This window comes from Pseudoalteromonas ostreae, from assembly GCF_018069805.1.
Lineage (GTDB): Bacteria > Pseudomonadota > Gammaproteobacteria > Enterobacterales > Alteromonadaceae > Pseudoalteromonas > Pseudoalteromonas ostreae.
In genome coordinates this window covers 177635-191880 of sequence record NZ_JAGPYN010000001.1, presented here as the reverse complement: position 1 = coordinate 191880, position 14246 = coordinate 177635, and the positions used below count along the sequence as shown (strand labels likewise).

12 protein-coding genes are annotated in these 14246 nt (G+C 40.1%); 7 read left to right on the top strand and 5 right to left on the bottom strand.

What is annotated here, in order from left to right; all coding sequences use genetic code 11:
- The 5 genes from cas7c to J7338_RS21180 are packed head-to-tail and all read right to left on the bottom strand — an operon-like array spanning position 1 to position 6275.
- Positions 1-870, bottom strand: a complete 870-nt coding sequence (gene cas7c / locus J7338_RS00765; protein ID WP_210794672.1) for a type I-C CRISPR-associated protein Cas7/Csd2 — start codon at positions 868-870, stop codon at positions 1-3.
- A 12-nt stretch (positions 871-882) separates the two neighbouring features.
- Positions 883-2859 (bottom strand): type I-C CRISPR-associated protein Cas8c/Csd1, encoded by a 1977-nt coding sequence (gene cas8c / locus J7338_RS00760; protein WP_210794670.1) that lies wholly within the window; start codon positions 2857-2859, stop codon positions 883-885.
- Positions 2856-3560, bottom strand: a complete 705-nt coding sequence (gene cas5c, locus J7338_RS00755; protein ID WP_210794668.1) for a type I-C CRISPR-associated protein Cas5c — start codon at positions 3558-3560, stop codon at positions 2856-2858. The genes cas8c and cas5c overlap by 4 nt, the downstream gene beginning before the upstream one ends.
- A 39-nt stretch (positions 3561-3599) precedes the next feature.
- The gene (gene cas3 / locus J7338_RS00750; RefSeq protein ID WP_210794666.1) at positions 3600-6104 is read right to left on the bottom strand and encodes a CRISPR-associated helicase Cas3'; all 2505 of its coding nucleotides are present in this window, start codon (positions 6102-6104) and stop codon (positions 3600-3602) included.
- Positions 6105-6275: a BrxR family helix-turn-helix transcriptional regulator gene (locus J7338_RS21180; RefSeq protein WP_477742914.1), complete on the bottom strand. Its 171-nt coding sequence runs from the start codon at positions 6273-6275 to the stop codon at positions 6105-6107.
- A gap of 784 nt (positions 6276-7059) precedes the next feature.
- On the opposite strand from J7338_RS21180, the gene J7338_RS00745 reads away from it, so the two are divergent.
- From J7338_RS00745 to J7338_RS00715, 7 genes are all read left to right on the top strand, one after another.
- On the top strand, positions 7060-8013 hold the full coding sequence (locus J7338_RS00745) for an SPFH domain-containing protein (protein ID WP_210794664.1): 954 nt from the start codon (positions 7060-7062) through the stop codon (positions 8011-8013).
- Between the two features lie 17 nt (positions 8014-8030).
- Positions 8031-8483 (top strand): NfeD family protein, encoded by a 453-nt coding sequence (locus J7338_RS00740; RefSeq protein WP_210794662.1) that lies wholly within the window; start codon positions 8031-8033, stop codon positions 8481-8483.
- A 318-nt stretch (positions 8484-8801) separates the two neighbouring features.
- On the top strand, positions 8802-9476 hold the full coding sequence (locus J7338_RS00735) for an ABC transporter ATP-binding protein (protein ID WP_210794660.1): 675 nt from the start codon (positions 8802-8804) through the stop codon (positions 9474-9476).
- Positions 9470-10441 carry an HlyD family secretion protein gene (locus J7338_RS00730; RefSeq protein ID WP_210794658.1) on the top strand — a complete coding sequence of 324 codons (972 nt, stop codon included), beginning with the start codon at positions 9470-9472 and terminating at the stop codon, positions 10439-10441. The genes J7338_RS00735 and J7338_RS00730 overlap by 7 nt, the downstream gene beginning before the upstream one ends.
- Complete coding sequence (locus tag J7338_RS00725) at positions 10431-11591, top strand: efflux RND transporter periplasmic adaptor subunit (protein WP_210794655.1); 1161 nt, start codon at positions 10431-10433, stop codon at positions 11589-11591. The genes J7338_RS00730 and J7338_RS00725 overlap by 11 nt, the downstream gene beginning before the upstream one ends.
- On the top strand, positions 11588-12784 hold the full coding sequence (locus J7338_RS00720; protein WP_210794653.1) for an efflux RND transporter periplasmic adaptor subunit: 1197 nt from the start codon (positions 11588-11590) through the stop codon (positions 12782-12784). The genes J7338_RS00725 and J7338_RS00720 overlap by 4 nt, the downstream gene beginning before the upstream one ends.
- Positions 12784-14019: an ABC transporter permease gene (locus tag J7338_RS00715; protein WP_210794651.1), complete on the top strand. Its 1236-nt coding sequence runs from the start codon at positions 12784-12786 to the stop codon at positions 14017-14019. The genes J7338_RS00720 and J7338_RS00715 overlap by 1 nt, the downstream gene beginning before the upstream one ends.
- Positions 14020-14246: the final 227 nt, after the last annotated feature.

Below are 14246 nucleotides of genomic sequence, written 5' to 3'. Positions count from 1 at the left end.
TTAAAACCCTTCTATCACTTGTGTTTTAAGATCTTGAAGAGTTGATATTAATGAATCGTTTAAAGCGGCAGTGTTAAGTGGTAGACCTTGTTCAATATGGTCACGTAAAGTTTGATGCACTTTTGCTGATGAATACTGCCCAGACTTAGAATTATGTTGCCACCATACTAAATGTGAAACTGCCATAGAACCTTCTGGACGTGCTGATGATGCATCACCTTCAAATAGCTTAGTGAGTACTTCTTTTATTTTTGCAGCATCTTCATCACTGAATGCTGTTTTTTCTGCGAGCTGTGGCGTCATTGCGCCAAATGTAACGTATATTGAACTATCAACACGGTGTTTCATGCCCATAGTATCGGATGATTTTTTGCTGCCATCACCTTCACCACTGACACTTTTGGTGATCTGCGTGCTTGTGATACTTACTGGCTCTAAACTAAAGGCACTTTGAATAGTCACAGGCCCACGAATGGGAATAGAAACGCCGTCTTTGTTAGCACCTTTAAACGCAAACACTTGCCCAAAAGCACGTACATCTAGCCATTTTTCACAGCATTTTTTGGCGGCTTCATCTACTGGCGTTTTCTTACTATTAAATGCGTCTTTGCCTAGACCAAACTCATCCGATTCAGCGCGGTTGCGTAGGCTTGTCATGCCATCGTTTTTTTTCTCATCTGATTGGACAAAAATACTTTCTCCCGCTTCTTGTAATCGGTCACGGATTTTACGTTTTAAACATACATCGGTAATTTCGCCAAAACCGTCGTAGTCGGTACGTGGGCGATTACCATTTAATGGATCGCCATTTGGGTTGGCATTTTGAACTTTAAAAATAATTGCGAAATCGATTTTATTGGATAAACTCATTAGATAGTCCTTTTATAATACTTGTGTTGGTTGTTCTTCTACTATTAATGCAGAGTCAGTTTTATTTACCCACTGACCTTCAACTACTTTATGCTTCTCTAACCATAACATTTGGCTGTGAAAACCAAGTAAAAATTCCGGTGATAGCTTTTTATCTGATGTAAATTCATCTATTTCAAACATATCGGTAATGCTCGTAACTAATTTTTTAGTCGCACTATCATACCCCGAGAGACGACTGTGTAATCTTTGCTGATATGGCTGTAAAGCAGTTGAAATGGTTAACCATGTAGCAGCTGGTTTACTTACAAAGCGGTTCATATAACGCTCTGCTGTGGTAAGCCTATTACCTTCGCCAATAGAAAGTGCCACTTGTTCAATTTTATTTGCTGTTGCTAACAATCTGCCAAATAAATAATCACGCGAGGCATAAGTCTCTTGTAATGCCATGTTATAGTCCTTTTTATGTGTTAGGTTTGCTGTGCGCTTGCAATACCCTTTGTACAGCGCGCACGCAATACCAAGGTTTTGTAACCACAGCCAAGTTTGGTCTGATTTATAAGCAACGCGATTGGTTGCCCGCTGAAAAGCATTATTTACAATGTCGATAGGAATGGGTTGCCCTTCAACAATACAGGGGTAAAGCCGTGCGACAAGGTTCTTTTTTAATGTCTCAGATGACTTTAAAACATCGCCATATACGCCATCGAGCACTTTGTATAAACTCGGTGCACACGGCAACCACGTGGCTTTTTCATTCTTTTTCACTCGCTGCCACCAGCCTAGATCCAATTGCCATTTATGGAGTTGATCAATAAATTCTTGAGCAATGGTTTCTCGGTAATAAATAATCCCCATTCGCCCTGGGGTTGCTGAATCTAAACCTAGTAATGCAATTTGTTCATTGGCTTCTAATTTTTCATTGGCTTCTAAATCATTATGGCCAACCATACCTGAGAAATAGCGGTTTAACTGCTCGGCGTAACTCTCTCCTAAGTTTTTTTGGTGATCAACTTCCTCTGAATTAGCAAATAAACTCATAAGATCTAATTCAGTAGGAATAGGAGTTTCTTTTCCTGATACAGCCCATGCAAGGTAGACCTGTTCGCCTGTTCTATACCCTTGCTTGGCTAACAGCCAACGCAATGCATTATGTGCTTTTTGGGTCACTTCAAAACTGACATTAGCAGCATCATTAACGGTTAAAAATTTTCCTCTAAACGTAAAGCCGCTGGTATCATTCGCTGAAATTAGCTTTGCTTTATCACCACTGTGGCGAATTTTCGCAGGGTGATTAGTCGCAACGACTTGTTCATTACCAGTAACAAAACACAATGCTTTTTCACCACCATTTTGACTCTCATAGTCAATCCAGGATTGTTGAATTGTTTCATCAAGCCATGTTTTGCTTTGTGCGATGCCTTTGGTTTCAACACTCCAACAAACAAGCGCTGAGCCTTGATCGAGTTGACCTTTTTCTTTTGGTAGCACTTTAAATAATGCAGGTGCTTCCCCATCATCCTGCCACTGTGTTAAAAGTTGATTATCATGTGCAAACATAATTTTTGCAGCAATCAAATCTTTAACTAACTGGCCTTTTTCAACATAGCTAAGTATTGCTTGCACGGCACTATGCTTAAAATCGGATGCAACCCAATTACGTAACTGGGTTAAATACAGATCATAACCAGGCTTTTTTATGCCTCCAAATGCAGCGTAATCTCCAGCAACATATTGTATTTTGTCGGCTAAAGCATGCGGAGCCAAACCACTAGCTCTACCTGCTGATTGCTCTGTCGCAGGTAATATCAGTACTTGCTTTTCTAAAACTTCGGCTCTTAAGAAATCACCATTTTCATTAATGACCAAATGCACATGAGCTGTCTGCGGAGTATGACTGATTGGCATCACTTGCTGATCAATAGGTAAATCATCGTAGCGTATTTTTGCCTGTTCATAGGTTTCATAGAGTTTTGTAAGCCAACTCATAATTCTGCCTCCAGCTGCATGACTGGTTGCAAGTTCTGATCTAAGTCGAACTGCTTGGCGTGCATTTCTTTGACAAACCGCGTTATCGGGCACGCCTGCGTTTTAGGGTATTCAATTACGCCATATTTCATGTGTGCATGCCAAAACCGACTAATTAACTCATTTTTTCCCGTTTCATCTGGGTAACCAAAACTATGGAACATTAAGCCAAAACCAAGCTCGTCAATTTGATCATATGCGCCTTCTCCTTCACCAAATACACAAGGTTCAACATAACCTTGGCAATCTCGAGTACCTAAAAACACATCTTGGCGACCGCCTTTATCGAGCATGCGTTTAGCTATTGAAAAATGCTTACCGTCAACTCTATCAGCTGCAAGTTCAGGGCGATGTTCGTTCCACTCAAAGTGTGCTTCTACTTGATATTCCACCTCATGTAAAAAGGTATAAAATGCGAGCGTATTCCCCCCCCCCCAATTTAATGGTTTGGTGCCCTTTGTGTGTGTTCGTAGCGGTTTTATTACCCTTACTTTATCAACATGCCATATTAAGGTGGGTTTCCAATAAATGGATTTAAGTACACCTTTTATAGTCTCGTAAGTGGGTATATGGTATGAGCACTTTTCACCACCCACTTTAGTAATTGGATCGGTAAATAATGCATACCTTCCCCATAATCGAAAACTAATGCTATTTTTCACTCAGTTCTCCTTGTTGTCACAAGCAATTCTGCCTGTCCTTTATAAAATTAGATCCTGTTGCGTGTTACTCACTTCTGCACTTAAACCGAAGTCACCGCTGTAAAACTCATCTAACAAATAATATACTTGTTCGTCTTCACCAATCGGATAAACAGCCTGCATATCCACCAGCTTAGCCCATACATTAGGAAATAAATTGACGCTGTATTTTTGACTGCGTTTCAATAGTGCTCGGTATTCAGCGGCATTAAAGCGGGTATCGAGCGCGCATAACTCTGTAATGATACTTTTAGCTTCTTCGTTATAAGGTACGATCACTGAATGGCTTGGTGCATCAATCGCTTTAAACGCTTTTGCGGCATCCATAAACGCATGTTTTAATGGCAATGGTGAGTTACTAATATTATTTTTATTACGGCTTAAAAGGTCTAACAAGGTTTGTGTGCCTTTGGTAAGCCCTGATTTTGTGATGTTGTATGGCATCTCACCGGCACGTTCATAAAAATAATATTCAAAGTAACGAGTCATTGCTTGGGGAGAAAGTAACTGGGTTTCATCAAACTCGTCAAATATACGTTTCGTTGCGTCAATCCCGGTTTTTATGTCGTGTAGCATGCCGATATTTTCTTGTTCAGGGTTTACCACTATCACTTTGGCGCTATCACGAAAACCATGACGATTACAACGCCCTGCTGCTTGAGCGATTGAATCAAGCCCTGCCATAAAGCGCACCACACAAGAAAAATCAACATCAACACCGGCTTCAATTAATTGGGTACTAATACACAACGTTGGCAAGCCATTTGCCAGCCTTGCTTTCACATCACTTAAAAGTGCTTTTCGGTGCGCAGCACACATGCCCGTACTCAAGTGGTACACTTTGACTTGCTCATCAACCTGTACTTTTAATGCCATAAAAAGGCGTTTTGCCCAGTCTTTAGTATTAACAATAACAAGGCAACTTGACACAATTTGTAGTTGTTCAGCAATCAATTGTGTTAAATCACTTTCACTCCAGCCGCTATCACGGGTTAAGTTTGTTACTTGTACACGTTCAAGTACGTTATAAAGGGTAGTGATATCAGGTGTTAATTCGTTAGCAGGCGTTAATGCTAATTGCCCCAACATTGCTTTTTCATTAGGAAGCTGGTGAAGTAAAGGCTGAGTAGCAGTGCACATCACCGCGGTTGTTTTACAAAATCGTGTCAAATAATTTATTGTATTATTAAATAAATGCACACAGCGAATAGGTAACGTTTGTATTTCATCAAATACCAAGACTGCATTACTCATTTGGTGGAATCTTCTTGCTCCTCGTGTACCACTGCCGAATGTACTTTCTAAAAACTGCACCATGGTAGTCAGCACAATTGGCCGATCCCAGTTTTCAGCAGCTAACTTAGAGCGCCAAGTTTGTACTTCGGGCTCTAAGTTTGAGTGATGCTCTAATACCCAACTTTGCTTATTTTCGTCATCAAGCACCTTGCGTATTGCATCGGCATTTTGTTCGATGATGGAGGTAAAAGGAATAATGTAAATAATGCGATCAAGATTATATTTTTTGGCATGGTGTAATGCAAAGCGAAGGCTGGCATATGTTTTACCACCTCCAGTGGGCACTGTTAGACTAAATATACCCTGTGGATCCTGTGCACGAGTGAGACAGTTATTAGATATGTCTGCACGTATAGCATCAATCGGTCCATCAGCTGAAAACTGCGCTACAAAACGCTCAATTTTTTTGCAAGCCTTCTTCCAATCAGCCACTTGATTACGCTCAGGTTTATTATCAGGGTTTTCGAAATCAGCACTGTCGATTCTGTCAGCATCTATCAAACTACTAAACAATAATTTAGTGTACATGCCTAGATAAAAGTCATGCTCTACGACGCTTAAGCTATATTCGCCGAGTAGTACTTTTAACTGGATACTGGTTTTAAGTAAAAAGGACTTTGTCGCTAGTTGCTGCGCTTTTTCAATGACGGTAACATCCGCATTTTTTACACACTCATTAAAATGCGCTTCTTCTTCACTTTTCAACATTCGTTTTGCAAAGCCGCCTGTCGGCTCAGGCAGATTATTTATTAAACCACTATGATGCGACACTACGCATAAACTAAGTATTTGCAAAATAGCCAATGCATACATTTGTACACTTGGATCTTCTTTACAAACAGATGATAGGTGGGCTTGAAGTGCTTTAGCTATCCATTGGGCTCCCGCAGTGGAGTGATCAATAGAGCCTTTTAATTGTTTAGAGCTTATTCCATCTAAATCAAGGTCATAACATTCTGATTGTTCATTAATAATTATCTGCATATAACGCTGAAATGCATCGCTATATTTTCCAAAATCATGCAGCAGACCTATTAATGCCCCTGCACCTTCACAATTAAATTTTTTAGCAATATTTGCTGCTATTTTACTAACAGAATATAGATGCAACTTTACTGATTGATGCTGTGAAGCATCAAAGCTTGGATGAGCAATTGCAATTTTTTGTATTGCTTTTGTATTTAAATTACAGAGATTGAAGTCATCCATTCAAATCGATTCCAAAAGTAAGAAAAAATGCGAGCGACTTATACCAAAATGCTGCTGCAAATGATTGGTTGTCAGGCGTCCTTCCCATTGAATAATGAGCTCAATAAAATGAAAGCGTTGTTGGATATTGTAGTTAACTGGATGGCTATTTTGATCGGGTGTGTCAACCATGCGTTCCCTGCACTATTGTTTTTATTATTATGCCAAGTTATCAGAAAAACCATTGATTACAAGCAGAATTCCTTTTCTACTTGCACGGCTTGTTTTAGATCAAAAATCAAACATACTTTCGAGCGCGGCCTCTAATGCCATGGGCATATGGCGTTTATCTAAAATCCGATCGTTTAGTTCTTCTTTGAGTACTTTTACGGTTGTGCAATAGCTTATAAATAGCTTTTCTAGTTTTGCATCGGTCCTTTGTTGTTTAATTTCATCACGATCAAACTGTGCATATTGGTCAAAAAAGTCATCCCAATCTTCATCATCATTGCTTTGCGCATCGTCTGCATTAAAGGGGTCGTCTGTGCTATCTGCTGTGCAATCATCTGTGCTTGATACTGCTCGTGCGGCTCTACTTGCTCTTTGAACTGAGTATATAAGCCTTGCTTTTTAGTATCAAAATTAGTGTTACGCTTAGTGTGTTTTTCTATGCGCTGCCATAATCGTTCTAACTCTGATACTGGCTCAGCCCCAGTTGGTTGTTTTACATTTTGTAAAAAAGTTGTGTTTGGTTTTATGACAGCCTATCTATAAAAATATTTTCCCTTAGAATAACACGACAGCTATAGTCATTTAAAAATGAACCTTCAAAATCATTCGCAAATATTTATTGACATACTTTGTCACCAATTATCGCTAGGCCGGTTAGTCTCACAGTGGTAATCTAGCTTTTGTCACGTTAATGCATAAATAAATCGGTGACACGCCATGTTGGCCACTATTTAGGAGAGTATCTATGGACCCTATCGCGCAAATTCTCAACATGTTATTTACTGTTGAAGCGTTTTTACTCATTTTTGTTTTAGTGCTGCTTAAAAGCAGTGTTAAGTTTGTACCACAAAACCGTGCTTGGTTAATCGAGCGTTTTGGTAAATACCAATCAACTAAGGAAGCCGGTTTAAACTTTATTGTGCCATTTGTTGATCGTATTGCCGCTGATCGTAGCTTAAAAGAGCAAGCACAAGATGTCCCTTCGCAATCTGCAATCACCAAAGACAACATCTCTCTGATTGTTGATGGTGTGCTGTATTTCCGTGTACTTGACCCTTACAAAGCCACTTATGGCGTTGATGATTATGTATTTGCGGTAACCCAGCTGTCACAAACAACGATGCGTTCAGAGCTGGGTAAAATGGAGCTTGATAAAACCTTTGAAGAGCGTGATTTACTCAATACCAATATTGTCGCAGCGATTAACCAAGCGGCTGAGCCTTGGGGTATTCAGGTGTTGCGTTATGAAATTAAAGACATTGTGCCACCGCAATCTGTAATGGAAGCGATGGAAGCGCAAATGAAAGCGGAACGTGTGAAACGCGCACAAATATTAGAGTCTGAAGGCGACAGACAAGCAAATATCAACGTCGCTGAAGGTAAAAAGCAAGCCCAGGTACTGGCCGCAGAAGCTGAAAAAGCCGAGCAAATCCTGCGTGCAGAAGGTGAAGCTAAAGCCATTATTGCCGTAGCCGAAGCACAAGCTGATGCACTGCGTAAAGTAGGTGAAGCAGCTGATACTGAACAAGGTCAAAAAGCCATTCAGTTAGACCTTGCCTCAAAAGCCATTGCCGCAAAACAAGCCATTGCTAAAGAATCGTCAGTTGTTTTATTACCCGATAACGGTACAGATACCAGCGCCATGGTGGCACAAGCGATGTCAATTATTAATACCTTAAATACCAAGCAAAAAGGTTAATTGTAAAGGAGCGAAGTATGCAGTTTATTATTGATAATTTACCGCAATCGCTAATGATATTAGGTGTATTAGCGCTGATAATAGAAGTAGCTGTACTGGGTATGTCTACGTTTATATTGTTGTTTTTAGGTATCTCTTTATTTGCTACTGGCTTAATGATGAACTTTGGTTTATTAGATGCATCACTCACCACTGCACTTTGGAGTAACACGCTAATCACTGCTGCTTGCGCATTATTATTGTGGAAGCCGCTAAAACGTATGCAAGAAAACGTAGACAACAAAGATGTAAAAAGTGACTTTGCTGAGCTTGATTTTGTGCTTACTAATGACGTTAATGAGTTAGGCCTTACAACTCACTCGTACTCTGGAATAACCTGGAAACTGAAAAGCCAGCAACCACTGAATGCCGGCACCCATGTAAAAGTGGTAAAAAAAGAAGTCGGCGTTATGTGGGTTGCAGCAATTTAGCCGATGTGAGTATGATGCTCTGAATATTTTTTATAATTTTTTACTATAAAAACCCGCCAAGTTATTCTTTATTGAATCACTTGGCTTTTTTGTAACAAAAAACACTCACTAACACCGCACAATTATTAGCTAAAACGTAACAAACCAACTGTAAAACCATACGGTTGTTAGCTAATAATGATTTAATTGTCATTTAAATGTTAAAGCAGTTAAAAGCCACAAACAGGCGAATTTTCAACCACCTGATTTAGACTTGTTTCTCATTATAAAACTCGCTATTTTAACCCGCTACGTAATAATAAAAACACAAGTAACTGTATGATCAGGGTCGAAAATCTTTGCCGTACTTATGGCGCAGGCGAAACACAAGTCATTGCATTAAGTAATGTTTCATTGCATATTCAAGAAGGTGAGTTTGTAGCCGTAATGGGCGCTTCTGGTTCAGGGAAGTCGACTTTAATGAATATTCTTGGGTGTCTCGATACATCAACCTCAGGCAGTTATTTGCTCTCTGGCGAAAGTATTAAAGAAATAGATGACGAAAGCTTGTCGGCTATCCGCAATAAAAAAATTGGCTTTATATTTCAAACCTTTCACTTATTAACTCGCCTTAGTGCTCAAGAAAATGTGGCTTTGCCGCTGCGCTATACCGACACCCCAAAACAGCAAGCCAGTGAGCGCGCTATGGCGATGCTGGATAAGGTTGGCTTGCAAAATCGCGCACACCATAAACCCTTTGAAATGTCCGGTGGTCAGCGGCAACGAGTTGCTATTGCCAGAGCATTAGTAAACGAGCCAAAAGTCATTTTTGCTGATGAACCAACGGGTAACCTCGATAGTAAAACGTCTCATGAAATTATGCAGTTGCTTTGCTCACTCCACCAACAAGGGCATACTTTGGTCATGGTAACCCATGAAGAAGATATTGCTGCTTATGCTAAGCGAATTATTCGGATGAAAGATGGCATAGTCATAGAGGATAGCGGATGTTAAAAAGTCAATGTTTCAAAGCCTGTTTAGGATTATTACTTTGCAGCTTAGCTTTCTCAAGCAATGCGCAAAGTTTGTTACTCAGCGGTGAGCTAAAAGCCAGCGATAAGCAAATTTTTTATGCTCCAAAATCAGACAATTGGCGAGTACAAGTGCAATGGATGATGAAAGAAGGCGAAATAGCGCAACAAGATGATGTTGTTGTGGTGTTTGATAGCGGCTCGATTGCCAGTGAAATTGAACAAGATGAAGTAAGTTTAGAGGCCGCCGAAGAAGAGCTGCTTAGGATCACCACTAGCAATCAAGAAAAACAAATAGAAGCTGAGTTTAACTTTAAGCGCACTGAGCTTTTACTAGCGCGTGCCCGTATTGATGCCGCTATTCCACACGCTAACTTAAGTACCTATGATTATCAAAAAAATCAGCTCGAACTTGAAAAAGCCCTGATCAATAAACAAAAATCATCCGAAGAACTCAGCCAAGTTAAAACTGAAAATACCGTTGCGCGCAATAAGCAGTTACTGACTATTGAACAACTAAAAACAGACCTTGCATACAATAAAGCGCAACTGGCAAGTATGAGCATTAAGGCACAGCGTACAGGGCCCGTTTTGTATGCAAACCATCCGTGGAATGGCGAAAAAGCATTTGTTGGTATGACAGCCCAACCAGGCTGGAAAATTGTCGAAATACCGGCCATGAGTGAGCTCTACATTGAAGCCTGGGTACACGAAATTGATTATCAACATTTACAACTTGGCCAACAAGCGCAATTGTTATTTGACGCCTATTTACAACAGCCGCTCAATGCCACTTTAAGCGAAATTTCAACTCAGCCAGAAGAACGCCTTCAGTGGGGCAAAGATGCCTACTTTAGAACTCGCTTTAACTTTAACGCTCAGAACTTAAAACTGTTACCCGGCATGAGTGCAAAATTAACAATCGGAGAAGACTCTGATGAATCATAACGTTTTATGCATAATATTGAGTATGTTGCTATTAACTGCATGTAATGACGATAAGCAACAACATTATCTGGTGAAAAACAGTGATATTGCTATCACGGTTAATGCCAATGGCGAACTGGAGTCATCAACCAGTGCGATCATAGCCCCACCGTCGGTTGCTCGTATGTGGCAATACCAAATTAAGACTATGCTAGCGGAAAACACCCAAGTTAAAAAAGGCCAAGTGGTGGTATCGTTTGACGACAAACAAGTTCGCGATAAGCTAATCGACAAACAATCTTCATTAGAGCGAGCAAAAAAACAGCTCGAAAATGCGAAAAATAAAGAACTTATCAAAGAGCAAGAACTGACCCTCAGCGTTGCCGAAATGAAAATGAACTACGATAAAGCTAAACGCAAAGCAGAGATTATTGATCAATCTCGCTCTGAAGTTGAACGTAAAAAGTCACAAATTGATTTTACTATTGCAAACAACGATCTAACACTTGCTAAAAGTAAGCAAACGTTTCAGCAACAGAGCAAAGAACTAAACTTAAAAATGGTGCAAAGCAAAGTTGCACGGCTGCAAAGTGAGGTAGACGGGTATTTACAAGATATTGAACGTCTTAAGGTAAAAGCCCCAATTGATGGGCTGGTAATTTATAAAACCAATTATGAAGGTGAAAAGTCATCCATTGGTGAAAGTGTGCAATTTGGTCAGCCTGTTATTGAGCTTGCTGTACTTAAAAATATGCAAGTAAAAGCACAAATCGATGAACCCGACAGCGGTAAAATTGCCCCTGGGCAAACAGTTAAAATAACCATTGATGGCAGTAGCGAACTAGTTGTATCAGGGAAAATAAAGAGTTTAGGTCGTGTATTTAGAGAAAAGTCATATCAAGATAAGCGTCGGATTGTGGATGCCATTGTTAGTATTGATAATATTGACACCAGTGTTATTCGCCCAGGACTTACTGCGCGCTTAGAGATCACCACAGCTCGCCTACCTCAGGTATTAAGTATTCCTTTAACCAGTTTGCAATATGATCAACAAGGTCCCTATGTTGCAACCACTGAACATAACAAACAATTTATAGAGATAAGTCACTTTACCGATAATCTCGCCGTAGTTAAAAGCGGCCTACAATTAGGCGACGAGGTAAAATTATGAAAACGTGTTTTGCACTGAGCTTAATGGTTACGGCTTTATTTATCAGCGGTTGTTCAGAAGAACATGAAATTCAAAACGCGCTTACTTATACGGTTAGTGAACACAGTTTTAAAACTGAGGTTGAAGCCAAAGGGCATTTGATCGCAGCAAATGAAACCCTAATTGTTGCGCCAGCATCAAGCCGTGGGCCACAAACTTTAGCGTGGTTAATGCCAGAATATAGCCAAGTTAAAAAAGGTCAGGTGATTGCTCGTTTTGATGGCGAACAAATGCGCCGGCAAAGCCAAAAGAACACCAACCAAGCGGCGTTAGCTGCGCAAGATTTAGCACAAAAATCAGGAGAAATAGATAAAGATAAAACTATTTTAGAACACGATATTGTATTGGTTAATGAAGAAAAGCAATTTGCCGAAGATTACTCAATTGAAGATGAACGCATTCGCTCTAAATTAGATATTTTAGAGTCACAACAAAATGTTGAGTTTTTAAATGCAAAACATGACTACTACGACTGGCAAACTGGCCGTTTTGAGCAAAGTGCCACTGGGGAGTTGATGTTATTAAAAATGAAAGAAGACCAATACAAACAAAAATTAGCAACGTTGAACACTAACCTATCATTGCTTGAGATCATCGCCCCTCACGATGGCTTATTAACCCATAGTACGAATTGGCGCGGCGAAAAACCGCGAGCGGGTGAATCTTTATGGCCTGGTCAAAAAATAGCAGCACTGCCTGATGTTAGCCAAATGCAGTTGATGTTATATGTGTCTGAACGTGAAGCAATCGATTTAGCAGTCGGTCAGTCACTTACATTCAAACTTATTGCGCTGCCTGAGCAGCCATTTAGTGGCGAGTTAATTGAAGTATCGCCGTTTCCTAAGTCAATAAAACGCGGCGATCCACAAAAATTTTACGAGCTAAAAGCAACGATAAATCAGCAAAATGATGCTCTACGTCCGGGCTTAAAACTCAATGCGACTATTTTAGTGACGCCGCAAAGTGAGCGCTTAGTGGTACCCAAACAAAGTGTTTTTACCGAACAAAATGCGCATTATGTTTATGTTGAAGAAGCTGGCGAATTTGTCAAAAAGGCCGTTTCATTAGGCAAACATAACCTTAGTCATGTAGAGATCCTCGCGGGTTTAGCTGCTAATGATGTGATCTCACTGATTGATATAAAGGACATCTGATGAAATATTTAACTTTATTTATCGACACCGCCTTAGAGCTTGCGCAGCATAAGTTACGTACTTTACTGACTTTATTAGGGATGATATTTGGTGTCGGTGCCGTCATTGCGATGCTCAATATTGGTGAAGGTGCTGAACGTGAAGCCATGAAAATGATTGACTCTATGGGGTTATATAATTTGATTGTTAATGGCAAAGAGTTCGATGAAAAAGAACTCAAAGAGCAGCGTAAGCATTCGGCCGGTTTAAGCCTGCGTGATGCCCAAGTTGCCCACGACTCGCTGCCTTTTGTTACCGATTTTACCGCACAAAAAACCATCGAGACGTATCATATTTTTAGCCAATACAATAACAGTGACGCCAATGCCGTAGGTGTAAGCGCGAATTATTTTCAGCTGTCACATTTTCAACTATTTGCTGGGCGTATGTTAAATAAAAACGATCAACAACGGTTTGCTCAAGTGGCAATGCTTGGCGCAAATACGGCCAAGCAACTATTTCCGTTAGGTGATGCACTCGGTCAACAAATAAAAATTAATCACTTATGGTTTAAAGTAGTCGGTATTTTACAAGCGCCTTATTTAAAGAAAAAAGAATTTCAAGGAGTCAAACTCGGTAACGAACAAAACCAAGTATTTATTCCACTTAGTACTGCATTACACCGCTTTGAAAGTGGCTTACTTGATAGTGAAGTCAGCAGCTTGAAACTAGCCATTGATAAATCGGTTGATCCAATTGTTGCCGCACAAGCACTGGAGCATTTACTGCAAAATCGTCACAGTGATATTGATGATTTTGAATTAGTTATTCCTGCTGCATTATTAGCTCAACAAAAACAAACTCAGCAAATATTTAATATTGTGATGTCCTGCGTGGCAGGTATCTCCTTGTTGGTCGGCGGTATCGGTATTATGAATATCATGCTGGCGACGGTGCTTGAGCGCACGAAAGAAATTGGCTTACTGCGTGCTATTGGTGCGACACAAAAAGACATTCGGATACAATTTATTGCCGAGAGCTTTACCATTTCTATTTTAGGTGGCTTATTGGGTGTGGTATTTGGTATTGGTTTGTCTGAAATTATCTCAATGTACTCGCAGTGGGCGGTATCGTGGTCAATGACCGCCATTGTGCTGTCGTTTAGTATTTGTGCGTTAGTTGGCCTTATTTTTGGTGTATACCCGGCAATTAAAGCATCGCAACTTGATCCCATTGAAGCACTACAGAGTGACTAATATTGCGGCTTATTTATGCCCACAAACCAAGCGTAATCCTAAGTGATCATGGCTGATTCAATTTCGATCCACAAAGCCTATAACATGTGGATTGTAGCTGCACAGCAAAACATGCAGCCATATAACAATGATTTTATTTATGAGAAGAGTCGAGCAGCTTATTGTTTTTGCTGATATTGTCAAAAAGTTACGCTGAGCCAAATCGTGTAAAAGCTTACAAATTTAGA

Coding starts and splice junctions, on each gene's coding strand:
- cas7c (WP_210794672.1), bottom strand. CDS start 870: ATGAGTTTATCCAATAAAATCGATTTCGCAATTATTTTTAAAGTTCAA.
- cas8c (WP_210794670.1), bottom strand. CDS start 2,859: ATGAGTTGGCTTACAAAACTCTATGAAACCTATGAACAGGCAAAAATA.
- cas3 (WP_210794666.1), bottom strand. CDS start 6,104: ATGGATGACTTCAATCTCTGTAATTTAAATACAAAAGCAATACAAAAA.
- J7338_RS21180 (WP_477742914.1), bottom strand. CDS start 6,275: ATGGTTGACACACCCGATCAAAATAGCCATCCAGTTAACTACAATATC.
- J7338_RS00745 (WP_210794664.1), top strand. CDS start 7,060: ATGGACCCTATCGCGCAAATTCTCAACATGTTATTTACTGTTGAAGCG.
- J7338_RS00740 (WP_210794662.1), top strand. CDS start 8,031: ATGCAGTTTATTATTGATAATTTACCGCAATCGCTAATGATATTAGGT.
- J7338_RS00735 (WP_210794660.1), top strand. CDS start 8,802: ATGATCAGGGTCGAAAATCTTTGCCGTACTTATGGCGCAGGCGAAACA.
- J7338_RS00730 (WP_210794658.1), top strand. CDS start 9,470: ATGTTAAAAAGTCAATGTTTCAAAGCCTGTTTAGGATTATTACTTTGC.
- J7338_RS00725 (WP_210794655.1), top strand. CDS start 10,431: ATGAATCATAACGTTTTATGCATAATATTGAGTATGTTGCTATTAACT.
- J7338_RS00720 (WP_210794653.1), top strand. CDS start 11,588: ATGAAAACGTGTTTTGCACTGAGCTTAATGGTTACGGCTTTATTTATC.
- J7338_RS00715 (WP_210794651.1), top strand. CDS start 12,784: ATGAAATATTTAACTTTATTTATCGACACCGCCTTAGAGCTTGCGCAG.